The 25,492-nt window shown below is 59.6% G+C and carries 23 protein-coding genes and 1 pseudogene; 8 read left to right on the plus strand and 16 right to left on the minus strand.

All coding sequences use genetic code 11. The features are described from left to right. Positions 1–28: 28 nt before the first annotated feature. Positions 29–427, plus strand: a complete 399-nt coding sequence (locus tag UIB01_RS09570; protein WP_038659404.1) for a lysozyme inhibitor LprI family protein — start codon at positions 29–31, stop codon at positions 425–427. A 480-nt stretch (positions 428–907) separates the two neighbouring features. Further along, positions 908–2,656 carry an ATP-binding cassette domain-containing protein gene (locus UIB01_RS09575; RefSeq protein ID WP_080695070.1) on the plus strand — a complete coding sequence of 583 codons (1,749 nt, stop codon included), beginning with the start codon at positions 908–910 and terminating at the stop codon, positions 2,654–2,656. Between the two features lie 40 nt (positions 2,657–2,696). Here UIB01_RS09575 and UIB01_RS09580 read toward each other — a convergent pair whose 3' ends face one another. Both UIB01_RS09580 and UIB01_RS09585 read right to left on the minus strand, forming a co-directional pair. Continuing rightward, positions 2,697–3,701, minus strand: a complete 1,005-nt coding sequence (locus UIB01_RS09580) for an MBL fold metallo-hydrolase (RefSeq protein ID WP_439900402.1) — start codon at positions 3,699–3,701, stop codon at positions 2,697–2,699. 16 nt (positions 3,702–3,717) lie between these two features. Beyond that, complete coding sequence (locus UIB01_RS09585; RefSeq protein ID WP_038659410.1) at positions 3,718–4,707, minus strand: GlxA family transcriptional regulator; 990 nt, start codon at positions 4,705–4,707, stop codon at positions 3,718–3,720. A gap of 106 nt (positions 4,708–4,813) precedes the next feature. Between UIB01_RS09585 and UIB01_RS09590 the strand changes: the two genes are divergently transcribed. The 3 genes from UIB01_RS09590 to UIB01_RS09600 all read left to right on the plus strand — a co-directional run bounded on the left by UIB01_RS09590 (position 4,814) and on the right by UIB01_RS09600 (position 7,199). Further along, positions 4,814–5,362 (plus strand): cysteine hydrolase family protein, encoded by a 549-nt coding sequence (locus UIB01_RS09590; RefSeq protein WP_038659413.1) that lies wholly within the window; start codon positions 4,814–4,816, stop codon positions 5,360–5,362. 207 nt (positions 5,363–5,569) lie between these two features. Then, complete coding sequence (locus UIB01_RS09595) at positions 5,570–6,532, plus strand: GlxA family transcriptional regulator (RefSeq protein ID WP_038659415.1); 963 nt, start codon at positions 5,570–5,572, stop codon at positions 6,530–6,532. 187 nt (positions 6,533–6,719) lie between these two features. Next, entirely contained in the window at positions 6,720–7,199 is a 480-nt protein-coding gene (locus UIB01_RS09600) for a VOC family protein (RefSeq protein ID WP_038659418.1), read from the plus strand. 80 nt (positions 7,200–7,279) lie between these two features. Here UIB01_RS09600 and tcyN read toward each other — a convergent pair whose 3' ends face one another. The 6 genes from tcyN to UIB01_RS23070 form a co-directional block, all read right to left on the minus strand. Further along, positions 7,280–8,038 (minus strand): L-cystine ABC transporter ATP-binding protein TcyN, encoded by a 759-nt coding sequence (tcyN, locus tag UIB01_RS09605; RefSeq protein WP_038659421.1) that lies wholly within the window; start codon positions 8,036–8,038, stop codon positions 7,280–7,282. Beyond that, complete coding sequence (gene tcyL, locus UIB01_RS09610) at positions 8,038–8,706, minus strand: cystine ABC transporter permease (protein WP_038659424.1); 669 nt, start codon at positions 8,704–8,706, stop codon at positions 8,038–8,040. The genes tcyN and tcyL overlap by 1 nt, the downstream gene beginning before the upstream one ends. Continuing rightward, positions 8,703–9,497: a cystine ABC transporter substrate-binding protein gene (gene tcyJ / locus UIB01_RS09615; protein WP_038659427.1), complete on the minus strand. Its 795-nt coding sequence runs from the start codon at positions 9,495–9,497 to the stop codon at positions 8,703–8,705. The genes tcyL and tcyJ overlap by 4 nt, the downstream gene beginning before the upstream one ends. A gap of 104 nt (positions 9,498–9,601) precedes the next feature. After that, complete coding sequence (locus UIB01_RS09620; protein WP_038659432.1) at positions 9,602–10,606, minus strand: D-cysteine desulfhydrase; 1,005 nt, start codon at positions 10,604–10,606, stop codon at positions 9,602–9,604. A 102-nt stretch (positions 10,607–10,708) separates the two neighbouring features. Continuing rightward, positions 10,709–11,431 carry a LuxR family transcriptional regulator gene (locus UIB01_RS22505; protein WP_051605062.1) on the minus strand — a complete coding sequence of 241 codons (723 nt, stop codon included), beginning with the start codon at positions 11,429–11,431 and terminating at the stop codon, positions 10,709–10,711. A gap of 184 nt (positions 11,432–11,615) precedes the next feature. Continuing rightward, entirely contained in the window at positions 11,616–11,882 is a 267-nt protein-coding gene (locus UIB01_RS23070; RefSeq protein ID WP_038659435.1) for a hypothetical protein, read from the minus strand. A gap of 678 nt (positions 11,883–12,560) precedes the next feature. Between UIB01_RS23070 and UIB01_RS09635 the strand changes: the two genes are divergently transcribed. Beyond that, positions 12,561–13,469 (plus strand): DMT family transporter, encoded by a 909-nt coding sequence (locus UIB01_RS09635; RefSeq protein ID WP_003291567.1) that lies wholly within the window; start codon positions 12,561–12,563, stop codon positions 13,467–13,469. Between the two features lie 214 nt (positions 13,470–13,683). Here UIB01_RS09635 and UIB01_RS23075 read toward each other — a convergent pair whose 3' ends face one another. The 8 genes from UIB01_RS23075 to UIB01_RS09670 form a co-directional block, all read right to left on the minus strand. Beyond that, complete coding sequence (locus UIB01_RS23075) at positions 13,684–14,391, minus strand: HNH endonuclease family protein (protein WP_155268706.1); 708 nt, start codon at positions 14,389–14,391, stop codon at positions 13,684–13,686. Continuing rightward, positions 14,378–15,496 (minus strand): AAA family ATPase, encoded by a 1,119-nt coding sequence (locus tag UIB01_RS22730; RefSeq protein ID WP_080695072.1) that lies wholly within the window; start codon positions 15,494–15,496, stop codon positions 14,378–14,380. Before UIB01_RS22730 ends, UIB01_RS23075 begins: the two co-directional genes overlap by 14 nt. 409 nt (positions 15,497–15,905) lie before the next feature. Then, positions 15,906–16,457 carry a ubiquitination-like system serine protease family protein gene (locus tag UIB01_RS23605; RefSeq protein WP_369678953.1) on the minus strand — a complete coding sequence of 184 codons (552 nt, stop codon included), beginning with the start codon at positions 16,455–16,457 and terminating at the stop codon, positions 15,906–15,908. After that, positions 16,346–17,539 carry a ThiF family adenylyltransferase gene (locus UIB01_RS09650; RefSeq protein ID WP_038659442.1) on the minus strand — a complete coding sequence of 398 codons (1,194 nt, stop codon included), beginning with the start codon at positions 17,537–17,539 and terminating at the stop codon, positions 16,346–16,348. The genes UIB01_RS23605 and UIB01_RS09650 overlap by 112 nt, the downstream gene beginning before the upstream one ends. Beyond that, positions 17,514–18,263, minus strand: a complete 750-nt coding sequence (locus UIB01_RS09655) for a multiubiquitin domain-containing protein (protein WP_038659444.1) — start codon at positions 18,261–18,263, stop codon at positions 17,514–17,516. Before UIB01_RS09655 ends, UIB01_RS09650 begins: the two co-directional genes overlap by 26 nt. An 82-nt stretch (positions 18,264–18,345) precedes the next feature. After that, positions 18,346–21,732 (minus strand): UvrD-helicase domain-containing protein, encoded by a 3,387-nt coding sequence (locus tag UIB01_RS09660; RefSeq protein ID WP_038659447.1) that lies wholly within the window; start codon positions 21,730–21,732, stop codon positions 18,346–18,348. Positions 21,733–21,734: 2 nt separating this feature from the next. After that, positions 21,735–22,304 carry a hypothetical protein gene (locus tag UIB01_RS09665; protein ID WP_038659450.1) on the minus strand — a complete coding sequence of 190 codons (570 nt, stop codon included), beginning with the start codon at positions 22,302–22,304 and terminating at the stop codon, positions 21,735–21,737. Beyond that, positions 22,304–23,068: an RNA polymerase sigma factor gene (locus UIB01_RS09670; RefSeq protein ID WP_038659452.1), complete on the minus strand. Its 765-nt coding sequence runs from the start codon at positions 23,066–23,068 to the stop codon at positions 22,304–22,306. The genes UIB01_RS09665 and UIB01_RS09670 overlap by 1 nt, the downstream gene beginning before the upstream one ends. A 686-nt stretch (positions 23,069–23,754) precedes the next feature. On the opposite strand from UIB01_RS09670, the pseudogene UIB01_RS09675 reads away from it, so the two are divergent. Then, positions 23,755–24,097 (plus strand): annotated as a pseudogene (locus UIB01_RS09675) (3'-5' exonuclease family protein); the annotation flags it as partial. 94 nt (positions 24,098–24,191) lie between these two features. Then, entirely contained in the window at positions 24,192–25,391 is a 1,200-nt protein-coding gene (locus UIB01_RS09680; protein ID WP_038659458.1) for a hypothetical protein, read from the plus strand. Positions 25,392–25,492: the final 101 nt, after the last annotated feature.

The raw sequence follows: 25,492 nt of genomic DNA on the forward strand, positions 1-25,492 counted from the left end.
GCCAGTCACATGCATAGGGAAGCACCGGATGAACTCCGCCATGGTCAAGATGGTGTTCGCGATCTCCGTGACCGCAACTGCGACACAGGCCGCTCGTGGCTCCGAATATTCGCCAGCCTACGAGTCGTGTATGGAAGCCTCGGGCGGTGTCACCGTGCAGATGCTCGACTGCAACGCTGCCGAACATGCGCAGCAGGATGCCCGGCTCAATCACTTTTACGGCATCGCCAGGCGCCAGCTGGACCCATCGCAGCGCGACCTCCTGATTGCAGCCCAGCGCGCCTGGATTGTGTTTCGTGACAACGATTGCAATCTGATGGGCGGATTGACCGGAGGCACGATGGACAGCCTGAACGCTTCGGGCTGTTACCTGGAGCGGACACGCTCACGCGCCGACGACCTTCAATGGTTGGTCGAGAGCAACTGAGCGACCGCTTGGTACCGCGGCAGTCCGGTCGCTCAACAGACTCCTGGTACTCATCGTCGGCGCGCAGGAAGGTAACGGACGAGCAGCCCCACAGCCGAACGACACCACGCGGCTGACGTCGCGCGTCAGATAGCTTCCGGAGCCCCTTTGCGTTCGCTCACGCGAAAGGGTGGGCGGCGGAAGGCCTTATGCTCCAAGAGGGAGGACGCTCCCAGCCCCAGGGTCGCCCTGGCATGTCTGACAGCTATTTTTTCCGAGAGAGACCTTTAAGCTCATGGGCGCGGCATCGTGCCGGACGCTAGCCAACCAAAGTGGGCTCGGATTCTCTCGCGCCGTGCGAGTCCGCCACCACGTTAACGCAATCCCTCATGATTGGCGTGGAGTAGTACGGCTTCATGACGCATGCCTGGCTGGAAAAAACGGCCAGCCCCCTAGGGGAGCCGAACCATGTCGCCCGATCTCCCCACGGCCTGGTAGCCAATGACGCAAGCGCTGCAGCAATACCGCCGAGCCCTAACCCTGGCCCGTACCTACTACCCGAAGGCCTTTACCTACTTCGCGATCGCCTCTGCGATCCTGCTGGCGTTGGCGCTACTGAACGCCACCGTTCCGGTCCTGCTTCGCGAGGCAACCAACCGACTCGCCGCAGGCGATGCCATGAGCGTTATCCTGGTCACGGCGGCAGCCTATGCACTGTGCTGGACCGGCGCGCAGGTGCTGGAGTGGACCAAGAACATCCTCTCGGCCGCGGTGCTGGTGCGCTGCGATGCAGCGTTCTACCGCGCGTTCTTCGATCACCTGCTCAAGGTGCCACAGGCCGAGCTGCGCAAGCTCGACCAAGGCGTGCTGGTCGCCGATGCGCAGCGTTCCAAGGGTGCCTTCAGTGCGCTGACCAGCACGCTGTTCTGGATCGTGCTGCCCACACTGATCGAGCTGCTGTTCGTATTCGCGGTGCTCGCCACGTTGATCAGCGTCGCTTTCGCTGCGTTCTTCATTTCAGCCATCGTCGGGCTGGTTGGGCTTTCCGTGCTGCTGTCACGCAAGGCCAAGGGCATCCACCAGCGCATCATGGAATCGAACAACGGGGTGATGTCGCATTTCACCGAGCGGATGCGCCTGGTCGAGGAGATCAAGCTCAACAATGCCCAGCCGCTGGAGCAGCAGCGCTTCGGCACAAAGGTGGGCGGCTTCATCGACAGCGTCACCGTGGGCAACCTGCGCATCGGCCTGCTCATGCTGCTGCAGGTCACCCTCGTTGGTGCGTTGCTCCTGGCCTCGACGCTCTACGTCGTCGGTGAGGTCGCGAAGGGCACCTACACCGTCGGTGACTTCGTCATGATCAACGGCTACGTCATGCAGCTCACGATGCGCCTGGCGCTGCTGGCGAGCGTACTGATCGAACTGCGCAACCAACTGGTCCTGCTGGGCAGGGGCTTTCATTACCTGGACCTGGAAGCCGAGCCCCAAGGTCATAGGACCCCCGACATCGACGCCGAAGTCCTATTCGAGCTTGTGGGGGTGACCTATCGCGCCGAAGGCCGGACGATCCTCAGCAAGGTCGACCTGCAGATACGCCAGGGCCATACCTATGCGATCACCGGCCCTTCGGGCGCCGGCAAGACGACGCTGCTGCGCCTGCTGGTTGGACTGATCAAGCCGGAGGAGGGCACGGTCAGGGCGTTCGGCACGGACACAAGAAGCCTAGATCGCACTGCGTTGCTCGACGCCGTCTCGGTCGTTACCCAGCACCCGCTTCTCATCGCCGGCAGCGTGGCTGAAAACGTCCGCTACGGCGCGAAGGGAAACCTGAGCGACGACCGGCTCGACAGCCTACTCGGCCAGCTCGGACTCGACGCCCATGCCAGCGACACCCCGACCACGGACAGACACGTGGGGTTCGATGCCGCGGCCGTGTCGGGCGGCGAGAAGCAGCGCATCGCGATCGCCCGGGCGTTGGCGCGGGGAACACCGACGATCCTCCTGGACGAGCCCACCTCGGCCCTGGATGTCGAGAGCGAGGAGCGCACCATCGATGTGCTCAAGGCCAACGCCAGGACGCTGGTGCTGATCACCCATCGCCCGTCGGTCGCCGCCAAGGCCGACTACGTCATTCACCTTGACGGCGACGGGACGGTGCGCATGAGTGCGCGGCCAAACTCGGCAAAAGCCCCGCAGCCGCAAACGCTACGGCAGTCGCAGGTTTCGGGCGCTAGGCTTGGACGTCGATAAGCACAAAGGCCGCCCTGAGTAGGGCGGCCTGGCGTTGCACTTAGAACTTGACCACAGCCCCGTCTGCCGGGATGTCCACGCGGTCTTGAATACCCTGCTCGACGACGTAGGCTTTGAGCTCCTGGCGGGTTTGACTCATATGATTAATAGCGTTTAGGTGGGTCGCCACGATGCGGGCGTTGGGCACAGCCTGCGCTGCATGGGCGAGATCTTCCTTGCCCATGATGATGGCGCCCTCGTAACCGTTTACCAAGGCATAGCCGGCGTTAACGACGACTACTTCCGGCTTGTACCGCGCCAGCGCCTGGTCGACTTCGTCACGCCAAATGGTGTCGCCGATCAGGTACATGGTCTTCTGGCCCGGGGCCTGGAACACAACACCCATCGCTTCCCCGAGAAGAGCAGCAAGTTGTGCATTGGCGTACATCGTGTCGGTGCCGTGCTGCCCACCAGTCTTGCTCAGCGTGACCCCGCCGAACTCGGTCCCATCTTCAAGGATGCGGACATCCTTGAAGCCTTGATCGCGGATGATCTTGGCATCCGACTCATTCTGTACGAATAGCGGCAGATCCTTGGGCAGCAGCTTCTGGGCAGCATCGTCCCAATGGTCGAGGTGGGTGTGTGTGACGATGATTGCGTCCACCCCAGCGAGGATCTCCTGGGTCGACATCGGCAGTTCGACCAGCGGGTTGCGCAGCTCGCTGCGATAGGTGCCTTCGAACCCAGGGTAAGCGCCTTTTTTCGCGAGCATCGGGTCCACGAGGAACGTGGTATCGGCGTAGCTGATCTTTACCGTGGCATTGCGGATCTGCTGCATCTGCACGGCGGCACCAGCCGAGGCGGACGAACTGGTATTGGTGCCATTGGCCCAGCTGGTGCCAGCGGTAAGGCCGAGCGCGAGAAACAGGGACATTGCGAGCGTGCGTTGAAACAGCATGGGGCGACTCCAAAGGTGCTGTGGAAGGAGTACGCATTGTGGGCACCGGGCCTTGGGGGCGAAATCGGCCTGAAAGACAATCAACGATAGATTCAGGCCAAGCTGCATGGCAAATCCGCTGCGCTCAAGGTGTAGCGCCTGGCTCCATGCCGAAGCGGCGTCGATAGGCGCCGGGCGTCAGCCCGACGACACGGGTGAACACTTTCCTGAATGCGCCCGGGTCGGCGTAACCGACCTCCCACGCGACCCGCTCGATGGGCAGGCGGCCTGTCTGCAGCAACTCCCGGGCGCGGGCGACGCGTAGCCGCTGGCAATAGTCGGTGGTGGTCATACCGGTGGCCTTGCGGAAACGGCGCAGAAAGGTCCGTTCCTCAAGGCGCGCACGTCGAGCGAGCTCGGCCAGTGCAACGTCTTCGGCGGCGGTCTCCTGCAACCAGTGCTGAACGGCGAGAATGGCGCTGTCGCCGTGGTTCAACCGCGGCGCGAAGGCGCTGTAGTAGCGTTGCTGACGGCCCGGTGGGTCGATGACCAGCATCTGCGCGGTATCGATCATGGCCTTTGCGCCCAGGTAGCGGTCGACGAGCCGCAGCCCCAGATCGGTCCAGGCCATAAGCCCACCGGCGGTGATGATGTCATCGGCGACGATGATGAGCTGGTCGGCATCCAGGTGGACATTGGGGAAGCGGGCCATGAATTGCTCGACATAGAGCCAGTGGGTAGTTGCCGTGCGTCCGGCAAGTAACCCTGTCTCGCCAAGCAGAAAGGCGCCTGCGCAGATCGATGCCAGCCTGACGCCGGCCTCATGCTGTTGGCAGAGCCAGTCGCGATAGGGGCGAGCGGCCTCGGTCGAAATCGGCTCTTCCAGGCTGGGCGGGAGGATCAGTACGCTGGGTGTGCAGCAGGCATCGGGGTGCGAGTCGTGGACCCGTTTGGCGGGCTGGCCGGTTTCGCCGATTTGCCAATGGCTGATGCGCAGTGGAGGTCGATCCGGGTCGTCCGCCGCGCCATTGAACCGCGCGGCGATGCCGAACAGATCGGTCAGGCCGAATACCGTCGCCATCTGCACGCCGGGGTAGAGCACAATCCCCAGTTCGATTTGTGGTTGATTCGGCATGTGTCGATAGCACCCTCGAAGTTGTCGGTCGCACCCCTTAGCAGTGCTGCGAGGATGACCAATGATGTCCCCGTCATTTCCTACAGCATCTTCGCAGGAGCTAAGCATGAGCAAGCGTGCAGTGGTCGTAATCGACCTGCAGAACGAATACCTACCAACGGGCAAGTTGCCGCTTAGCGGCATCGAGGGCGCAGTTGCCAACGCGGCAGAAGTAATCGCCGACGCGCGCGCCAAAGGCATCCCGGTCATCCACGTCCGTCACGAGTTCGCTCACGGCGAAATGCCGGTGTTCGTCCCCGGCAGCGATGGTGTGCAGATCCAAACCGCCGTAGCGTCCCAGGCGGGTGAGTCGGTGGTGGTGAAGAACTATCCGAACTCCTTCCGCGACACCAATCTCAAGCAGTTGCTGGACGAGCGGGGCATAGAGGAGTTGGTCGTGGTCGGTGCCATGAGCCACATGTGTGTTGACGCCGGTGTGCGCGCGGCGGCCGATATGGGCTATCCGGTCACCGTCATCCATGACGCCTGTGCCACCCTCGACCTGGAGTTTGGCGGCGTTAAGGTGCCCGCAGCGCAGGTGCACGCCGCGATGATGGCTGCTCTGGGCTTTGCCTATGCGAAGCTGGAATCGACCGCAGCGTATCTTGCGGGCTGATTTTTCTTGCTGAAAGAACGATCCAGCCTGTGTGATTGCGCGGGCTGGATTGCTGGTACATCGAGGCCAAGCGACAGTCCGTCCGCAGAAGACCGCTGAGCGCTACCAGGCGCACGCAGGCGTCTGCCGCCTTGATCGACCTGTTCTCCGATGGCGAGCTGTTGTAAGGCGATACTCGCTGGCCACCTACACCGCTGAGGTATGCCCATGTCCTCGCTGAATGTCTGCGTTGTCGCCTTCGAAGGCGTGAGCATGTTCCATCTCTCCGTGCCGGCGATGGTTCTGGGTGCAGGGGATGAATGGCCGGACAGTGCGCGCTATCAAGTGTCCTACTGTGCGGCGCAGCCGGGCAAGGTGCGGTGCGATCAGGGCCTGACGATCGACGTGCCGGACGGGATGACGCCCATGGCACGCGCCGACATCGTCATTGTCCCTGCCTGGAATGATCCCGAGGTTGCCGCGCCAGCGGAGCTGATCGATGGTCTGCGTCAGGCTCATGCGCGCGGTGCGCTGATCGTCGGCCTGTGTCTCGGCGCGTTTGTACTGGGCGATGCCGGGCTGCTCGATGGGCGGGAAGCAACCACCCACTGGGTGGCGCGCGAGGTGTTTGCCCGGCGCTTCCCCAATAGCCATTTCCGGCCTGACGTGCTCTACGTGGCGGACGACAACGTCATCACGTCGGCCGGAACGGTGGCGGCCATCGACTGCTGCCTACACTTGCTGCGTCAGCGCCACGGTGCGGATGTGGCCAATCGGATCGCGCGACTGCTGGTCACCCCTCCGCATCGCCAGGGCGGACAGGCGCAGTACATCGAGCAGCCGGTGCCGCAACTGCCGAGCGAGAGCCGGTTACCTGAGGTGCTGACTTGGGCGCGGCAAAACCTGCATGAGGCGTTGTCGCTGGATGCCCTCGCCGAGGTCGCCCATATGAGCCGGCGAACCTTTACCCGGCGGTTCCGCGAAGCAACCGGTACCACCTTTATCAAGTGGCTGAATGCCGAGCGTGTGGCAAGGGCCCAGCAGTTGCTGGAAACGACGGAGATGCCCATCGATTGCGTCGCCTCGCAGGTCGGCTTTGGCACCACCCTGTCGCTGCGTCAGCAGTTCGCGGCCCAGCTGAGCACAACGCCTTCCGAGTATCGGCGTAATTTCCATGCGGTTTGTGGTTGAGCGCAGGGTAGCGACAAATCTACGGGAAGGTGTCGATTGCCGAGGGGCCCGTACGACTAGTTCTGCCATCGCAACGTATTCGCAGCGTTGAAAGCCACATGCTGCTGCCAATGCCCTGGTCGCAGCTCCAGGCGGATGCCTGGGCACCGGCTCGGTGGCGTCCAGACAATCAACATGGAGGCCGAAAATGAACAGCAAAAACACCATCTGCCTGTGGTACGACGGCACTGCGCTCGAGGCGGCTACCTTCTATGCCGAGACCTTTCCGGACAGTGCCGTGGGCGCTGTGCATCGTGCGCCAGGCGACTATCCCTCGGGCAAGCAGGGCGATGTCCTTACGGTCGAGTTCAGGGTGATGGGGATTCCTTGCCTCGGGCTAAACGGGGGCCCTGCCTTCAAGCATTCCGAGGCGTTCTCGTTCCAGGTTGCCACCGACGACCAGGCCGAGACGGACCGCTTGTGGAGCGCGATCGTCGATAACGGCGGCCAGGAAAGCGAATGCGGCTGGTGCAAGGACAGGTGGGGCCTGTCATGGCAAATCACGCCACGCGTTCTGACGGCGGCCTATACCAGCCCTGATCGGGCAGCGGCCAAGCGCGCGTTCGACGCCATGATGGGCATGCGCAAGATCGACATCGCTACGATCGAGGCGGCATTGAGGGGCTAATCGGGCTGGCGATAAAAAAAGGCGAAGCTAAATCGGCGCTCTAGGCACCTGATGCCCCGAGGCGGCAGCGAGCCGACGCTTCAGTGCCCCTCCTGGTCGCCAATGAACTTGCTCAGAAACTGCCGCGTGCGTTCGTGCTGCGGTGCGCTGAGCAGCTGCCTGGCGTCACCCTGTTCGACGATCACCCCGTCGTCGATGAAGATCGCCCTGTCGGCCACATCGCGGGCAAAGCTCATCTCGTGCGTGACGATGACCATCGTGCGCTTCTCTTCAGCGAGGCTGCGGATGGTGGCGAGCACCTCGCCGACCAATTCCGGATCGAGCGCCGAGGTCGGCTCGTCGAACAGGATCACGTCCGGCTGCATGGCCAGCGCGCGGGCAATCGCCACGCGCTGTTGCTGGCCACCGGAGAGGCGCCTGGGATAGGCATCTTCCTTACCCTCCAGGCCCACCTTGGCCAGCAGTGCCCGGCCGCGCTCGATGGCCTCGCGGCGTGGCTCCTTCTTCACCTGCACCGGGCCTTCGATGACATTCTCGAGGGCGGTTCGATGTGGGAACAGGTTGAAGTTCTGGAACACAAAACCGACGTGCTGGCGCAGCTCGCGGATCAGCCCCTGCTGCGCCTTGAGCGGCCGGTCGGCGTCGATGTGGATCTCGCCCACGTTGATCTGCCCGCCGCCAGGTTGCTCCAGCAGGTTGAGGCAGCGCAGCAGCGTCGTCTTCCCGGATCCACTGGGGCCGATGATCGCCAGCACCTCGCCGGGGGCGATATCCAGGTCGATGCCCTTGAGCACCGCCTGGCCGTTGAAGGATTTGCTCAGATTGCGCACGGTGATCATCAGGCGTCCTGCTCGTGGCGGTTGACCCGATGTTCCACGCGACCCTGGAAGTACGCCAGCACGCTGGCCAGCAACCAGTAGATCAGCGCAGCGGCCAGGTACATGGTGAAGATCTCGAAGGTGCGCGCGGTGATCAGCTGCGCCTGGCGGAACAGCTCCGGCACCTGGATGGTGGCAGCCAGGGCGGTGTCCTTGACCAGCGAGATGAAACTGTTCCCCAACGGGGGCAGGGCGGTGCGTGCGGCCTGCGGCAGGATGGCCCGGTACAGGGTCTGCGCACGGCCCATGCCGATGCTGGCTGCCGCCTCCCACTGGCCACGGTCGATGGAGGCGATGGCGGCGCGCAGGATCTCGGCGGTGTAGGCCGCCATGTTCAGCGAGAAACCGATCAGCGCCGCCGGCAGCGGGTCGAGCTGGATGCCCAGTTGCGGCAGGCCGTAATAGATCATGAACAGCTGCACCAGCAGCGGCGTGCCGCGGAAGAACGACACGTAGACCCGCGCCAGCCATTGCAGCGGCCAAAACGCATACAGCCGCAACAGCGCCAGCCCGAAGCCCAGCAGCAGGCCAAAGAACATCCCACCCAGGCTCAGCACCACGGTCCACCACGCACCCTTGAGCAGGAAGGGCAGGGAGTCCAGGACCAGCTGCAGGCTGCCTTCGATCATTGCGTGACGTCAGCCCCGAACCACTTCTCCGATAGCTCCTTGAGCGTGCCGTCGGCGCGCAGCTTGGCTATGGCTTCGTTAATGGCCGCTAGCAGCTGTGGGTTGCCCTTGCGCAGGGCAACGCCGGACTCCTGGCGGGAGAAGGCTTCACCGGCCACCGCCAGGCGATCGCCGGTTTTCTCGACCATCTCGAAGGCGGCCAGACGGTCGACCAGAATCACGTCGATGCGGCCGACGGCGAGGTCCTGGAACTTGGTCGGGTCGTCGTCGTAGGTGCGGATATCGGCCTGTGGCACGTTCTCCTTCAGCCACTGTTCGTAGTTGGTACCCAGACCCACACCGACCTTCTTGCCGGCGAGGTCGGCCGGACGCTTGATGCTGTCCGCATCGTCCTTGCGGGTGAGCGCCTGGATGCCGGAGACGGTGTAGGGCGTGGAGAAGTCGTACTTCTGCTTGCGCTCCTCGGAAATGGTCACCTGGTTGATCACCACGTCCAGGCGCCCCGATTCCAGGGCGGCGAGGATGCCGTCCCACTTGGTCGGCTGGAACTCGGCCTTGACCCCCAGCTCCTCTGCCAGGGCATTGGCGAAGTCCACCTCGAAGCCGGTCAGCTCACCGCTTTCATCCTGGTAGTTGAAGGGCGGGTAGGTGCCCTCCAGGCCCACCTCTAAAACCCCGTCGGCCTTGACCTCATCCAGCAGATCGGCCGCGTACACCGGCATGAACAGGCTTCCGAGCAGCAGGCTCAGAGTGCCGAGCAGGAAATGGCGACGCAGGATCGCAAACGTCATGGCAGGCCTCCAGGGGAACGGAAAGGTCACACAACTCTAACGATGAACATTTATTCGAGAAAATAATTAGAAGGCATCAGAACCAACGCCCAGGGAATATGGCGTTATGCATTCAGTGCCCATGGATAATAGGCGAACAATGCCGGGGCACCACCGGTGTGCAGGAACAGCAGCGGACCCCGGCCGGGAAAGGCACCCCGAGCAATGCCGTCGAGCAGGCCGGCAAAGGCCTTGCCGGTGTACACCGGATCGAGCAGCACGCCTTCCTGTTCGGCCAGCAGTCGGATCGCGGCCAGGGTGCCGGCATTCGGTTCACCATAGCGCGGGGCGAAATACCGGTCCCACAGCTCAACCTGCAGCCCCGCCGGCACCTCGGCGCCAAGTAGGTCGGCGGTGCGCTGCAGTAGCCCCTCGACCTTGGGCCGCTGTGCCGCCTCGGGCCGCGACACGGTGACCCCGACTACCCGGCTCCCCGGCCGGGCATGTTCCAGCGCCAGGGCCAGGCCACTGTGGGTTCCGGCGCTGCCGGACGCGAGAACCACGGCCGCAAAGTCCTCGCCGGTGCCGTGCATCTGCTCGGCCAGCTCCAGCCCGGCGCGCACATAGCCCAACGCACCAAGCGCGTTGGAGCCACCGATGGGCACCACGTAGGGCTTGCGCCCCGCACAGCGCAGACGCTCGGCCGCCGCCTGCAGCAACTCGTCGGCACTGTCCAGGTTGGCGACCAATTCAGTCTGGCAGCCGAACAGATCAAGCAGCAGGCGGTTGCCATTGCCCAGGTAATTGCCCTCGTCGGTACCCAGCGGATTCTCCAGCAGGGCCAAGCAGCCAAGACCCAGCCTGGCCGCCAATGCCGCAGTCTGACGCACATGGTTGGACTGAATCGCACCGGCCGTGACCAGCACATCGGCGCGCTGAGCCTGGGCCTCGGCACCGAGGTATTCGAGCTTGCGCGCCTTGTTGCCACCGAGGGCCAGCGGGGTGAGGTCGTCGCGCTTGATCCAGATATCCCGACCCAGGTGACGTGACAGACGCGGTAGATGTTCCAAGGGCGTGAGGGCGGTAATCAACTCAAGGCGCGGGAAGCGGGCGAGGGCATCGGTGAGCATCGGGCAGGCTACTGAACAGAGATGAATCATCACTGTAGAAGGCAATTCAAACGTACACCACGTCCATACCGAAGAGGCCCCCCACACCAACCCCGGGGGCAGTTAAAACAACCCAAGGGCAGTCGCCATCGCCACGGCCGCCGCAATGTTGCGAGCACAGAGCTTGCACATGGCGTTCTCCTGGTGGAAGCGAACGGTGCGCGGCCGCAAGCCCAGTATCAAGGCAATCTCCTCCTGCCCCTTGCCGCGCGACGCCCAGAGCAGGCACTCGCGCTCACGCCGAGTCAGCGATCGAGGTCGACAGCCCGCCATCAACTTCCCGACCCGCAGGTGCAGCGTCGTAGCAACGCCAGATAGCAACAACGCATCGCGAATACAGATGTCCCGTCCGTGACCACCGTCCACCGCCTGGCTAATGCTGAGCAACGCGAGCTGCTCGCCGCGCACATGAACGGGGATCGAGGCGCCCCGACACACGTCGATGCCATGCCGCCTGGCACAGGCCAGGAACGCCGCATCAGGCGAACAGCACGAAGTCCGCGGACCTACGTCCCGCCAGAGAAAGGGCAGGGGACAACTCCGCGCATAACGCACAAACGGATCGACGCACTGATAGCCATGCGTGCGATACAGCTGCTGCCAGCAGGCGTGATGGTTCGAGACGAGCAGCGGAGATGCACCCAGCACGATGCTATCCACCCGAACGAAGGCGTACTGCGCTATGCCCAGGCCCGAAAAGAGCCTGTCCAACACAACCCGCAGATCATCCAGCGAATCCGCCTCACATAGCTCATGCAGGGCACGCCGGATCAGCTCCAGTTCCACCGCAAGTCTCCGACAGCAATCACGCAAGGCAAAACGCCAAGACGAATACGATCAGCCTCGCCAATGCGACAAGAAGCCAAAAGGCACCCAGGCGTAACAGCGCCACAACGCAAACAGCGCGACGGGCCAACACCGAGCGCCAGAAGATCAGAGCGGGCCGCCCAGAGGCGGACGGCCCTTCGGCTCAGGCTTGCGCCGATTGCGCCCCGAATGCCCGTCGATACAGCACGACCATCTCGTCGAGCAGTTCCTGGGCCGCATAGCCCAGCAGTCGTGCACGCAGATCGAGGGACTGCACGCCGCCGTCCTCTGTCAGCTGAAGCAAAAGCCCCCGGATCATCTCGACCCGCATCTCCGCCTCGGCCAAGGGACCGGAAGACGAAACGGCAGACGAACAACGCAAGGGGGCAATGGAAGGAAAGGCCAGGAGATTGGAAGGCAACTCAGTCATGGCCCACCTCGCAGCGCGAAGTGAAAACACAACAGCCAGACAAAGACGAAACGACAGGGTGGGGCGCGGGCGTAAAAAGGAGGTAGTGCATTCTACTTGTGCTCCTTCGTGGGGTTAAGGAACCGCACGCCACTCGCTACCACACGAATGGAGGCGGACCGTGCAAGGGTGGTAGACCGACCCACGAAGGAAGGCCGGCCAGGCCGAAGCCTGCCTCACACGGCCGCCATAGAGCACGAGAAAGCAGCAAGCCCAAGAAAGGGTTCGCTCTCGTAAATGACGCAACCGCGCCTTCGTGGGAAACGGGCTACCACACCCGACCGCGGGATTTACCGCGACCGGGACAGTCTAGCGCGCGGCATTGGGGAAGGGCAAACAAGCTGGGGCGTAGCAGAAGTAACTGAGCTGATAGATCGCGAAGGGGGGCTATCGGCCAGAAGCGGAAGCTGGCGACAGTGCATCGGGTGCCATGTTGTAGCCATCTGTCGATGGCAGCTTGCTGCAGACTGGTTTGTAGCACCTGTTGACAGCCTGCTGCCCCAGATTGATTAATAGCGGCAGATGAAAGCGCTTTACCGACTTGCCTTAACGTTAGAGAAGAGATTGAAGGCAAACTCGGGCTTTCTTGCGGCCTCTCCGCATGCTCTAACCACTCCAATTTGAATGGATGGTTTTCGCATGCCTGTTCGTCAGACATATCTATGCCTGTTAATCCTCGGAACCGCGTTCTGGGGGATTTCGTTTGCCTTCACCAAAGTGGGTGTTGCGGACGGGTCACCCTTCGTATTCCTGGGGTACAAGTTCGCACTCGCTACGCTAGTGCTTTGCGTGATCTTTTTCAGACGGCTGAAACTGATCAACAAAGAAACGCTCCTGGCCGGCGTGGCCATAGGTCTACCCTTGTGTTTGGGTAACATTTTCCAGACTGTCGGGCTTCAGCACACCAGCATCACCAACACCGCCTTCATCACTGGCCTGGATGTATTGCTCATCCCGGTCTTCAAGTGGGCTCTCTTTCGGAAGCGCGTCGAGCCTCGAATCTGGCTCTGCTGCGCCGTCGCGCTGACAGGGCTCTATCTGATCGTTACGAGGGCCGGGCTTACTCTGAATCCAGGTGACATCTGGATCATGTGCTGTGCAGTCTTTTTTGCCGCATATGTGCTCACGGTTGGCTTCTTCTCGCATAAGTATGACTCGATGCTTACGGTCATCACTGCGCTGGCTACCTGCGCTACTGGATGCCTTTTTGCTGCACTTTTCGACGCTAGGGCCGAATGGGCCCCAATGGATTCCTCCTTCTGGGAAGGAGTTCTGTTCTGCGCGTTGCTCGCCACAGCCTTCATGTACGCGGTTCAGAGTGCTGCGCAGAAGTATCTCGAAGAAGAAAAAGTAGCCCTGACCTACCTGTTCGAGCCCATCTTCGCAGCATTCGCGGGAGCGATGCTCCTTGGCGAAACCTTGGATGGAAGAACCCTGGCCGGTGCAGCTCTCATCTTTTCAGCTCTGCTGATCGCCGAGATTGATGTACCCAAGTTCTTATCCCGCCTGCTGCGCGCCCTGTTTGCCCCGTGGGCTAGGCGCCAATGAGTATTTGGATGGAATTCTGTGGAGGCTTTGGTCGGTAGCTGCCCGAGGCAGCATTTGGCCGGTTGCTGCCAGTTGCATCAGGCAGAAACCAGCCAAGAACGGACTTTCGACCGGCCCAATCACGCCTGGGTACCAATGGGACAAGTAAAGGAGTTGTTCTTTCGTTCGACTACTTCGGTGCTGATTAATTCGCCAAAGCCCTGTTAAAGATTCGCTAAACCATGAATATGTCGGAGAATCCTCTTTCAATTCTATTCTCAAGCTCCGTGAGATAGGCCTCGTACCGCTCTTTTGAGCCAAATTTTCTCTGGCGTCGAGCCATTCTAAATGCGCGCCTTTGTAGTTTCTGTATTTCTCTGGCGGTAAACTGAACTCTATCGTCAATGTCAGCTATCGAGTTTAGCTCTAGATCCTTGATCATCACAGAAGCTTGATTGTGGCGGGGTGCTCCAGGGATTGGGGAATATACAGGGCCTGGTGAGATTTTTATATTCTCTGAATAGCTGTCAAAGTAGGGGTGCGGCCATTTAAATGTCCCGGTGTGCGGCTGTAAGTAAGTAGCTGTTTGTACGGCAGCATCCCCCAAGTCCTTTGTTGATTTAACAAAATTGCAAGGCTGGCAAGCAATAACAAGATTTAGCGGGTGAAATGCCCACTTCCGATAATAACTCTTCGATTTGTCTAAGAAGTGCTCGATTGCCTCGCCCATGTTTCTTCTTTCTGTCGCAATCATGCGTCGACAGTAAAAGCATGACTGGGCCTGTGTGGCCCGAAGGGACTTTCGAATTGCATCACGAACTGGCTTAAGAGAATCATCTTTCCACTCCATGCTTCCGGATAGAAATTCAGAAATGCGAGCTTTATGATTTTTATAGCGCAGAATTTTTGCGTGATCTAAGGGGAGTGGGTCAGGGCAGTTCATGATGCTCTCTCAAATGCTCAAGAGTTTGTAAAATCTCATGCATTGGATCTCCTGGTTCGGGCTTCAGGTCAAGACTCAGAAGAAGATCAATTGCTTCATACAGTCTTGGAGATCCAAAATCGCCTTCAGTTATATAGCTGAGGCACTTTTGTGTTAACTCTACTACGGTCGTTGAGCGTGACGAATACAGGTTAAATTGATTCTTTAGCGTGTTATCGGTTGTTTTGCCATAAAGATCAGATTCCTGCCATTTTTGTCCGTTCGGAAAATTGCATGTAAATGCATCATGATTAGAGATGCTTCCTGCTATAAGGGGGGAGTGAGTTGCTACCAAGATTGTAGCGTCGATATTGTTGAGTTCAAGAGTCTTGCGAAAGTCCTTTAGAATCGACCTTTGCCACGCGGGATGTAGAGAGTTTTCGGGTTCGTCGAAGAAGATTAATGAGTTGTCTTGGGCGCAGTAAAGCGCCCCGAGCAGAGCAACCATGTAAGCGCGCTCTCCAGAGCTAAGATCTGAAAGAGTGTAGTAATTGCTCTCTCTCTTGACTGATATGGTTTGAAGTGAAAGATCTTTTTCTTCAAGGGCGGATGCTATGGCTAGGCTCTTGTCGGTGCTCTGGAATGCTTGAATGTCAAATTGTATTTCTTTTGATACAAATTCCGATAAGCTGTCTTTTCGATTTTTTCCGTATCTAAAGTGAAGCTTTATCTCTGCATCAATATTTAGTTTTTGAAGGCAGAAATTTATGGCTTCAGGGGAGCACCGTCGAGTGGCATTCTTTCCGAGTAACGCTTTGACGATCACACGAAAAGGTGCGATATCGGAAATCATATTGTTGGCTACTTTGTAGCCAAGATAGCAAATCTCAGGGTTCTCGCTACCTAACTGCCAGATCTCTCTAGGAAACTTGTCGTTATGTGTTCCGGAAAGACAGAGCACATGTCTAAATTTTGATTTTGAAGGCAACGGTTCGCCTAGTATTTTTGTTGTGGCTGTTGCGATAAATCTCGATTTTCCCGCGCCATTATTACCGGTTATTATGTTTACCTTGCCGACATTTATGCTATCCAGTAAGTGACTGAACCTTGTTAGCTCAGCACTCATTCTTCGCAGCCTCAAAATTTGAACTTAAATGCAGTGTTAGCGACACTTGGCCTTCTCCGTATGAATTCTGGCTACGCTTAGGACTACGGATATACTGTCGTAATCCATGCGAGCCGGACTAGTGCAAAATAGTCAGGAGGTATTTATTTTTGCTCCGCAAGGTGCGGACTTGGTTGATCTTATCATCCACGGACTGAAGCGCCCCTAGTTTGGTTGACGCCTCCAAGCCGCAATGGAGGTTTGCTAAGGCCCTGCAGAACAGGCCGCTTCTGACCGGGTGCTGCCGCCAGCGGAAGTCCGCCTTCGGCCAAACGGAGACATCTCCCACCCAAGTTAAGCGTCAGGTCAAGAGCTCAGCTACTGCTTGCAAGGCATCATCAGCCGAGGTCAGATCTGCCCAGAGCTGCCATTAGTGGGTAAGCCAAGCCTTGAGCCGAGACCAGATGCTAATGGAGTTTGTAGGCATACCCTGACTACCAGAGGCGGGCAACTGTATCGAGGAAGGGGGCACTCCACTTTCGGTGCCATAATGGGCAGCCTTTGCTTTCTTATCGCGCAGACGCTCCCTCTCTATCTGGCTTTGCGACCATAGCCCCGCCTCTAGAACACGGCTCCGCTGGATAACGTAGTGCGACCGGCACTTCTGGTTCCAGTTGCCTACGGAGGGATGAAGCGAGATAGACTCACCATCGAACGTCATCCTCCAGTCGGTCGGCGTGAATGGGGTGACCACGCGATCCCCACAACCGCAGCAGCACGAGTGCACTGCAGTTGCGTAGTCCATCGAGATATACAAGATGCCAGGCTCCAACTCGCGTGGAGCGTTTCGCACAAAACGATGCTCCAGACTCAGATGCCGCATAATGATTGGTCTCCGTTGAGCAACATGCTCCCATCTGTCGTGTACGTGGTGTGATGCTCGCTCTCTAGGTCGCGGTAGAAGCCGCGAAGCTTTTTCCATTTAACTACTGCGAGGCAAGCATTCAACGCGTTCAGGTCGGCCACCTGGATATTGGATGCGTACACGTCCTGACCTCCGCCACCAGCGAAAGAGATGCGCCCTGCGTGGACATGCTCGCGTTTCGCCGGCGTGCTAGTCGTCACCCGCAGGATACCGCCCAAGCTACCGTTGCTAAGTTCAAGCCCCATCCCGACGTCAATGAAAGGCACACCAAGTGCTTCGAGCTTCGCAACCACGGCGCGTTTTTCCTCGCCCGCGTCCATGCTGATGAACGCAAACGTGATGCCGTCAAGCAACCCCAGCGTCTCTGTTTTCATCTTCATGGGGTGAGCCACGATCCCACGATGCATCCGTTCATAGATGCCCTTCAGGTAGTGCACCTTTTTGGGGGCGTCCCGCAACTCCTCGAGCGATGGCGCCCCGGGAGCGCGGAACGCGTTGTGGGAAAGAAAGTCGTCATCGTCGAAGAGCCGGATTTCCCTCACCGGCGTTTTCGCGACCAGATCGAGGATGTACCCACCGGTACCACCTGCGCCGAGGATGCCCACCACCTCACCGTCCAGCTTGCTAGCTAGCGCGCCCAGGCCTACCCGGCTGGATGCTGTATCGAGATAGTTGAAGACGCTGGGCTCATTCTCATCATCAGCGCCACGGATCAGCCGTGGGCTGATACCGGGCTGCAGGACGGCCGCCGGGCCGGCCAAGATGGTCGCGTAGGTAGCCATCTTGGCATAGTAGTCCGGGTAGCCATCCGGGTTGGGTTTACTGGAAAAGCTGTGCCTTGCGGTGAGCCCGTAACCGAGGTCGGTGTTGGGCGACGCATGGGAGATGCCTGGCAAGGGCGTTCCATTCGCGCTGCAGGGGAAGTCGCCGTCCCAGTGGATTACGTGTGTCTCTGGCTTGCGCGTCCGGTCCCCAGCCAAGTCAAGGTTGGACACCAGCTTACCGGTGCGCACACGACACTGAGCGTCGACATAGGGCACTTCCAGCATGACTAGGAGACTCCCCTGAATGCGAACGAAGTAGCCCTCCGTACGCAACCGGGCCAGGTCGGCATTAAGACTGAACAGTTCGTGTGACATTGAAAATAGTCCCATGTTTTTTGACTTCAACGGAGCCGCCCTCAGCGAGCTCTCCGGCGTGAGGGTGCGAGGCCGCATTGCGGTAGGTCATCGAGAACTTGACGTTGGTCTCCGCCGGCGCATTCGGATGGGACAGCTTCACCACCTGCTCGAAAGTGACTTGCTTGTCCGGCACCGTTTCCTCGACAGCGTTAACTACGATGACGTAGCCCTTATTCGGCCGCTGTGAGGTGATGAACCGCTCAATGCTAGGGGCGTCGAGATTGACTATGTCGTCCGGTTCGATGAGGAGGTCCTCACCACCTCGGACTTCCAAGAAGATGGCTTCTTCGGGCGAAACCTCGGCAAGGTCGTACAGAACGCTGCCCTGTAGCTCAGGTCGGCCCCAAGCCATCTGGCGGTCATTCAAGGCGAACTTGAAGTCGCGGTCGGACTTGAACGCAATGAAGCGTTCAGCACCCTTGCCACGCAAATCCACCGTCTCGTCGAGACGGACGTCCTCAAAATCGCCCGAGGCGAGGAGTGCATAGAGCAGATAGTCGCTGCGGCGATCGAGCCCGGCGCTGTCCAGGATTTGCCGGCCAGTGGGGACCGGGTCAGGCACGTCGATGTTACGGAAGGTCAGTCCTTCCAAACCGAAACGGATGCGGTAGGCGGCAGCCTCTCGCAGGGGGCGATCCTCTCGGATTGCCTCACCAACGTCGTCAAATTGAGTATTTTTCATATGGTCCTCTAAAGTGATGTGGCGGATTTTTCCGCCTACAACTCTCTAATCGGACCCAGCGGCTATCGCCGGTAAATTTTTTTCAGAACTGTTTTGAGAGCGTTCCAAGGGGGACTGCACCGCACACGAAGAAGGCCGGGCAGTTCGGGCAAGTGGTGTCCGACGCGTTAGTTTGGAACTGGCCGCCTCGGATACCGCGGAAAATCTCGCCCAACTTTTCTTGGCGGTTGCTCAACTCTCTGGGACTGAGTTTCAACGGCTTGCTTTCAGCATCAGCCAGGTAGACCAGTTCCAGCTCGGCACCCGGGAATTCCGCCTGGGCGGCCAGGACAAATGCAGCAGCGCCGACGTCCTTGCTGTCACGGCTGGGCGCGTGGCCGGTTCTCACCCGGCGTATGGTCCGCTTTCCGTCTTTCACGAGAACATCATCCGGTGTTACCTCTATCTCATGGCCGTCGAGCACAATGCGGAGCGCGGTCGGTACTTCAACCTGGGCGTCAGCCCTCGACGCCAGGAAGTATCGGAGCATAGTGGCGGCCATCGCGCGGTAGTCATCGACGTAGCCATGATCGTGAAGTCCCTGAGCCGCGAACGCTTGAGACAGCAACTCCTCCCACTCCCCCGTAAGAGAGTTTCCTTGCGCGACAATCCCCCGGTAGACCTCACGGATCGCTTCATGCATTTGCATAAACGAACTCATGCGACGCCGGCCACCCACCTGAAGCAGGTGCGTGTAGAGGAATCGTCGTGCACACGACTCGTAAAGCGCGACCGCATCTGAGCTGAACCGCGGGGTTCCCGAGAAGACGATGGGTATTTGCGCCTCGTCCGGGGCGGGAGGCAAAACGGTAGTGGGCGTGACAGCGCGCCGTTGGACAGGGCCAATCCTATCCAGGAACTGCGACAGAGGTCTGGACTGCCCATTCGATTTCGAGGTCGCTCCGTAGAACGCCAAGCGGGTCTTCGCCCGGGACATTGCGACGTAGAACAAGCACTCCTGCTCTTCGTTGTGGGCCGCTCGTGTAATGTCCTCCGCGCTTCCTTGACCACCTGCGACCATCCCTGCGGGTGGCGGGCACTTGGATGTCCGAAGCGCCCCGGGGATGGAATCCTTGTTGACGCCGGCAATGTGAACAGCTGGAAACTCCAACCCTTTTGAACCGTGAATCGTCATCAGGCGGACGGCATCAATCCCCTGAGCCGCTGCAGGTAGCTGCCTTAAGTCTCTATCGTCCCTGAGCCGCAGCAGCTTCCTCACGCGGTCGGAAAGCCGCTGGATCGGGAGTCCCTGGCCGTTCGGCTGCACCCGCACGAAGTTCATGAACTGCCAGATTGCTATGCCCTGCGCTTGGTCCGAGACGCTGGCTGAAGAGGCGATGCGGGCTGCCTGTCTAGTCCGGTCGAGTAGAAGGGTTGCCAGCACGATCCAGGGTTGCGAGGTTTCGTCGAAGCCAGCAAGAGCCGCCTTGAGTGAAGACAGCCCAGCCTGACCTGCAGGCGTCAACTCAGCTGGAGCGCTAAGTCGCCAAGCGCCAGGTTCTGCGTCGGTACCCTTTAGATGCTCAAAAACCCGGACGGCGTCTTCCAAACCCATGGAAAATTCTGGCCAGCAAGCAGTCCGGATCAGCCCCATCGCGCGCCGATCTACGAGAAGCGACAGCGCCGCGATCAGGTCCTTCACTTCCGGGCGTTCAAACAGGCTGCCCAGAAAGAGCACTGGAATCCCGGCGCGCTCAAGCTCACGCCCGACGTCCGACAGCCGGTCGTTGCCGCGGCAAAGGACTGCCTGGTCCCGATACTGATATCCCGACTTACGAAGCTCTTGAATGCCATCCGCGATGGCCGAGGTCAACAGGGAGGTGCTGTCCACAGTAATGATCTCGGGCAACTTCCCGCTCGACTCTCGATCCGCCTCGAGCGCCTCCTCGCCATCAGCAGCGGACATGCCTGCAGCAAAAGCAGAAAAGGCATGGACAACTTCGGGGGTGGAGCGGTAGTTGATCTTCAGGCTGTCGCGTACCGCGCCCGGGAAATCTTGACGGCCGAAGCGTGCCATGTTGAACGAAGAGGCACCGCGGAACCGATAGATCGACTGCTTTGCATCTCCTACCACCCAAAGGTTAGTGCCTGATGGCTTAAGTGCAGCAAGAAGCCGAACGCTACTGTGGTTCACGTCCTGGTATTCGTCGACCAGAATGTGGTCATAGTCGCTCTGCAACTGCCTTCGAACGGCGTCATCGCTCTCCAGTAGTTGAACCGGGCGCATAACCAGGTCGCCAAAGTCGACACACTGAGCAAGTGCTTTGAGCTCTTCATAGCGAGCGTAGACCTTGGCAACTTCTGCCGCTTTCTCCGCAGCCTCCACCTCGCTCGGGTTACTCGCCGCGTTAGCCATTGCATTGGCTAGCGCAAGATAGCCTGCCGCATCAACAACCTCATCCTTGGCGCGTGAGACCGCGGTCAGGATGTCAGCAGCCGTCTGAGATGGATCGAAAAGGTTGCGATAGTGGGTCAGGCCTAGCCTAGGAAATTCGTTTTCAAGCAGTTCTACTGCTTCGGTTCGGTCCATTAGGCGGGGATCGACCGGAAGGCCACATCGGTCGTTAAATCGTCTGAGGACGTCCAGTCCAAAGCTATGGAAGGTCCCAATGCAGAGAGCTGCGGCTTCCGCTGGCCGCTTTAGCGCAATCCGCTCGGACATCTCCGCAGCGGCCTTGTTCGAGAAGGTCAGGAGAAGGATACGTCTTGGATCTACCCCCTCATCCAACAGGCTCTCAACTCGCGCCACCAGCGTGCGGGTCTTCCCGGTGCCTGGTCCAGCTTGGAGAAGGAACGCGTCCCCGCGATGGTTGGCTGCTGTTTTTTGCTTCTCGTTGAGTGGAATTTCGACAGGCGCTTCTACAGCAACTACTGTCACAGGGGGGAGCAAAAGCGCATCAAGCATCTGCTGTGCGACGACCTCGAAGGGTGCACCCAACCGGTTTGCAATCTCCGAGCAGGTCTGGCCTTGAGTGACGTGCAAGTCGAAGACTCGCGACCGTGGCAGCAGCAACTCTCTCGCGAAGAGGTCCATCTGGACTTCTCGGCGCTGCCGTCGGCTGTAATCGACCACGCGCTCCATGCCAACTGGCGCGACCTCAGAGGTTCGCGCTGGATCGATTTGAAATGCTGACTCCTCCTCTTCCTCACCGTCGCCTAGCACGGCGTGCCCGATTTCATGGGCGACGAGAAAGGCTTGCTCGAACGGTGTTCCTAAGTCCTCATGAACAATCAGCGGCAAGGCGGCATCAAACGTTGCGCGCGCCCCGTCCAGGATTGAAGCGCCAGGGAGGCACCTTTCAACCGTGATGCCCAACTTCTCCGCTATGTATTCGGCGAACTGATAAGGAGACCATGGGTCGCTGCCGTGTTCGACTGCTTCATAATGCAAGCGCTTCGCGTGCTGTCGAGCGAGTTCTAGTTGGTCCATGGTCAGTCATCGCCGTGGAGCAGCCGTGAAATGCGTTCCTCATCCATTCCCGCCTCTCTTAAAAGGCGTTCAAGCGGGACTTTCTCGGCCGGGGCTGGCTTGTCATCCGACTTGTTTGCACGAAGCGCTGATGCCTGCGCAGGCAAGAGGAGAAACGACTGAACAACAGAGACTGATGTTTGTAGCGCGTTAGCTAAGCGTTCGAGGAACCGGCTTGGCAACGTCGTAACATCTATTCGTCGCTCGCTAATGGCGACTCCGACCTGCATGGGTAATCCAAGAGCTTTGGCTGCTGCAGCGAAGGTCCTTGGCGAGGCGGTCTGCAGGATTTCCACTGTGACTGCAGATTCGCGAAGCCGGACCATTTTAGCGCTCACGGCAGCAAGCTCTTGCGCGCTGAGCGGAAGGTCCTCGTCGACTTGCCGGGAAAGCTCTCTGGCGAGGTCGACTAGGTCAGCAGCGAACTGGGGATAGTCGGCTAGATACTTTTTGAGGACCTCGGACCCTGGCTCGAAATCCATCGCGAAAGCGTTCATGACGTCTTCGCTAGAAATTGGTGAACGCTTAATCATCACAGTTTTCCCTTGCGTTCAAGGCGCAGTCGCAGAGTCGCAAAGGCCTTGTCGCGGTGTGTACGGATGGTTTTCTCGCTCTTGCCCAGTGCTTTGCTTATGGTCACGACAGAGGGGTCTTGCGAGTCGATGGGAATCTCTTGGCGCCACATTTCGACGATTCTTCGTTGGAGTTCAGGCAGGCTATCAATCTCTTCGTCGAGCCGTAGCCGGTAAACTTTTTCATCGAGCTCGCTGGGATCAAAAGGATCGTAGCCACCAATTGCCTCCTCCTGGGCGTTGTAAGCACCATCCTCCTCTGTATCCAGCTCTTCCATCTGGCGATCACGCTTCCAATGGCGATCACTGGCATCCTTTCGGTCTTTGGCGATGGCCGAGTTAAAGTTGATCTCGTAGTAATCCAAGCGGTCGTCATAGGACGCTCGATCGCTGAGCAGTAGGTCAACGAAATGGTCGACGACATCATCTCGGATGTTTGTCTTGATAAGTGAGGCTGCCTCCTCAGCACGAGGCAGGAGACGGTAAACACGCTGGAGTAGAAGCTCAGTTAGCCTTTCGCGGTGCATCCCGGCTCCTACGGTCCGCACAAAGTGCACCAACACTTCCGGTGAAACAAAGCCGGGGGAGGTGCGAGAGCAAATGGACGCTCTGCGCTCAAGCTCGGACGAGCTAACGGACGTCAACTCTTGAATTTCAGCTTCGACGGCAGGACGCCGGTGATACAACGTTCCATCAAGTTTGATCTTGCGAAGGGGGCGCGCCACGGCTACTCCTTTATCACGTGCTCAAGCCCCTTTTATTGAGAGGCCCCTTTCAGAATGTAACACCAGTGAACTGCTTGATGGTGCTGCTAGGCGGCTAACCAAGCTTGCCGGTCCCCCCATCTTCGCAGCATTCGCGGGAGCGATGCTCCTTGGCGAAACCTTGGATGGAAGAACCCTGGCCGGTGCAGCTCTCATCTTTTCAGCTCTGCTGATCGCCGAGATTGATGTACCCAAGTTCTTATCCCGCCTGCTGCGCGCCCTGTTTGCCCCGTGGGCTAGGCGCCAATGAGTATTTGGATGGAATTCTGTGGAGGCTTTGGTCGGTAGCTGCCGGAGGCAGCATTTGGCCGAAGCCGGCCAATAATCACAGCCCCCCGCGTCAGCGATGAGTGCCCCCTGGGTCGAGACGGTACCGGCCGGCTCGATGTGCAGCACGCCAGCGCGACCCGGCCCAGCCGGGGGACGCCAATCTTTTGCTCTTTTGCTCTTTTGCTCTTTTGCTCTTTTGCTCTTTTGCTCTTCTGCTCTTTCTCTTCCGCTCTCCGTTCCAGTCTTAGGGGGTTATCGACACCCGTCGGAAACCCCCACACCCACACCCCACCGCGACTTCACGCACCTACCTACACCGAGCGTTTGCCGCTACAGTGCCGATAGCCCCGTAGTCTGTTGCAAGGATCGCCGTCCGGATGGCTTCACCGTCTCAACCGAAAAGCCTGATCTTCGATCTGGAAGTCGCCCCCGGCAAAGCCGACCAACCCGACCGCATCTTCATGGTCGGTGCCCTGCGCCCCGATACGGGCGAGGAACTCGAACGCAAGGTCGACAAGGACCTGCCCGGCGTTCTCGACGCCCTGGACAGTCTGGGGCAGGGCGCAAGCTTCGTGCTCGGCCACAACGACATCGACCATGACCTGCCGATCCTCAAACAGCAGGCCCCTGAGCTTGCCTTGCACCAGCTCCCGGTGATCGACACCCTGCGCCTGTCGCCCCTGGTCTTTTCCCCAAAACCCGTATCACCGCCTGGTCCGCGCAGCGATCTGCGCGAGTCGAACGCTCCAGCCGAATGACCGGTCGGCACGCTCCGTTAAACCGTAGTAGTTCTGAAGGAAGCCGAATCCCGCCCATGTCGTTCTTGATCAACCCCTCTTTCTCCACGGTCTTCACGCAGTTCCTGAGGCGCGTCCTCCATCACTGGACGCCGGTCACCGTCACCCTGGCCTTCGCCGCCACGACCCTCAGCGGACTCAACCTCTACCTCTATACGCAGGTCATAGGTCGTCCTGACCTGTTTTTGCCGGCGCTCGAATCCGGGGCTTCGCTCGCTGCGTGGCTGTTCATCGTGCTGCCGATCATGGCGGGCTATCTGTTCATTCTGACCAGTACCGGCTGGCTGTACGGTTTGTGCGTTTCGATGCTTGGCAGACGCCGCCGACATCTCGGTCAGGCGGCCCAGAGACTGCTGCTTCCGGTAGTTGCCGGCTCGCTGGCATTCGTGGTGCTTGTCTTCTTTTGCCCGGACTGGCTGGGCGCGTCGGGATCCGTTGCGTTTGTCATCGCGGCTACGGTGCTGGGTCTTGTCGCCACGTATGCCCTGTCGCCGCGCTTCAGACTGCTCGTGGCTCTGGCCGCGGGCCGGAAATGGAGCTGGGCAAAACTCGGCTTTCTATCCTGTGTGGCAATGCTGCTGGTCTGTACCGTCCTGGCTGCGACCTTTTCCATTTCACTGATACTTGCGTCCTACATCGGAGAGGATACAAACGACGCGGTTCGCTTTGTGGCAACGCTGAGCTTCTTCACCCAGGTCCTGAGCCTTGCGCCGGCCTTCGTTTTTTTTACCGTGCGCGGCAGCCTGTATAGGCGGCTTGTCATCGGCTTTACGGTAACGGTGCTTCTGTTTCTTGCATTTCTCCTGGTCGCGCGCGGCGCGGCGTCGAGCGTTTCGCATGCAGCGGCGGGCAAGCTTGAACTGCGGCAGACGTTCACGGCCCGTTTCGTTCTCCCGCAGCGAATCGAACTGGATGACCTCGACAGTCTCCTCTGGCATACGCGACTTGCTCGGGACGGTCGGGTCGAGGTGTTGGCATACCAGCTATTCGGCTTCGGCAATGTTCTGCTGCTCTGTCCGGGCAGCCTCCTCAGGTCGGAGCTCCATCGCCTGCCTCGCTATTCAAGGCAGTGCCTCAGAACCAGTCCCGAGGAGGTTGAGCGCAAGCCTATCCGGTTCGGGTATTCTCGTGCGGGCGACCCGGCACCCTGGCGAGCACATGCGGAGCGTCTCGCCGGTAGGGCATCGGCATTTCGTACCGAGGCGGTTGCCAGATAGGCCCTGCGGCCTCCGTTTATCGGCGTGTCGGCCATGAAAGGCCGGAGCGCGCGTCCCCTGTGCTGGGATATGTCAAAATGCCATTCTTGAAAGTGTTGGTC

Origin of the sequence: Stutzerimonas decontaminans (genome assembly GCF_000661915.1) — a bacterium.
Lineage (GTDB): Bacteria > Pseudomonadota > Gammaproteobacteria > Pseudomonadales > Pseudomonadaceae > Stutzerimonas > Stutzerimonas decontaminans.

Coding starts and splice junctions, on each gene's coding strand:
- UIB01_RS09580 (WP_439900402.1), bottom strand. CDS start 3,701: ATGCAGCTTGGCCTGAATCTATCGTTGATTGTCTTTCAGGCCGATTTC.
- UIB01_RS09680 (WP_038659458.1), top strand. CDS start 24,192: ATGTCGTTCTTGATCAACCCCTCTTTCTCCACGGTCTTCACGCAGTTC.
- UIB01_RS09575 (WP_080695070.1), top strand. CDS start 908: ATGACGCAAGCGCTGCAGCAATACCGCCGAGCCCTAACCCTGGCCCGT.
- tcyL (WP_038659424.1), bottom strand. CDS start 8,706: ATGATCGAAGGCAGCCTGCAGCTGGTCCTGGACTCCCTGCCCTTCCTG.
- tcyN (WP_038659421.1), bottom strand. CDS start 8,038: ATGATCACCGTGCGCAATCTGAGCAAATCCTTCAACGGCCAGGCGGTG.
- UIB01_RS09600 (WP_038659418.1), top strand. CDS start 6,720: ATGAACAGCAAAAACACCATCTGCCTGTGGTACGACGGCACTGCGCTC.
- UIB01_RS09590 (WP_038659413.1), top strand. CDS start 4,814: ATGAGCAAGCGTGCAGTGGTCGTAATCGACCTGCAGAACGAATACCTA.
- tcyJ (WP_038659427.1), bottom strand. CDS start 9,497: ATGACGTTTGCGATCCTGCGTCGCCATTTCCTGCTCGGCACTCTGAGC.
- UIB01_RS09635 (WP_003291567.1), top strand. CDS start 12,561: ATGCCTGTTCGTCAGACATATCTATGCCTGTTAATCCTCGGAACCGCG.
- UIB01_RS22730 (WP_080695072.1), bottom strand. CDS start 15,496: ATGAGTGCTGAGCTAACAAGGTTCAGTCACTTACTGGATAGCATAAAT.
- UIB01_RS23605 (WP_369678953.1), bottom strand. CDS start 16,457: ATGGAAAAAGCTTCGCGGCTTCTACCGCGACCTAGAGAGCGAGCATCA.
- UIB01_RS09665 (WP_038659450.1), bottom strand. CDS start 22,304: ATGATTAAGCGTTCACCAATTTCTAGCGAAGACGTCATGAACGCTTTC.
- UIB01_RS23070 (WP_038659435.1), bottom strand. CDS start 11,882: ATGACTGAGTTGCCTTCCAATCTCCTGGCCTTTCCTTCCATTGCCCCC.
- UIB01_RS09655 (WP_038659444.1), bottom strand. CDS start 18,263: ATGAAAAATACTCAATTTGACGACGTTGGTGAGGCAATCCGAGAGGAT.
- UIB01_RS23075 (WP_155268706.1), bottom strand. CDS start 14,391: ATGAACTGCCCTGACCCACTCCCCTTAGATCACGCAAAAATTCTGCGC.
- UIB01_RS09570 (WP_038659404.1), top strand. CDS start 29: ATGAACTCCGCCATGGTCAAGATGGTGTTCGCGATCTCCGTGACCGCA.
- UIB01_RS09650 (WP_038659442.1), bottom strand. CDS start 17,539: ATGTCACACGAACTGTTCAGTCTTAATGCCGACCTGGCCCGGTTGCGT.
- UIB01_RS09660 (WP_038659447.1), bottom strand. CDS start 21,732: ATGGACCAACTAGAACTCGCTCGACAGCACGCGAAGCGCTTGCATTAT.
- UIB01_RS09620 (WP_038659432.1), bottom strand. CDS start 10,606: ATGCTCACCGATGCCCTCGCCCGCTTCCCGCGCCTTGAGTTGATTACC.
- UIB01_RS09595 (WP_038659415.1), top strand. CDS start 5,570: ATGTCCTCGCTGAATGTCTGCGTTGTCGCCTTCGAAGGCGTGAGCATG.
- UIB01_RS09585 (WP_038659410.1), bottom strand. CDS start 4,707: ATGCCGAATCAACCACAAATCGAACTGGGGATTGTGCTCTACCCCGGC.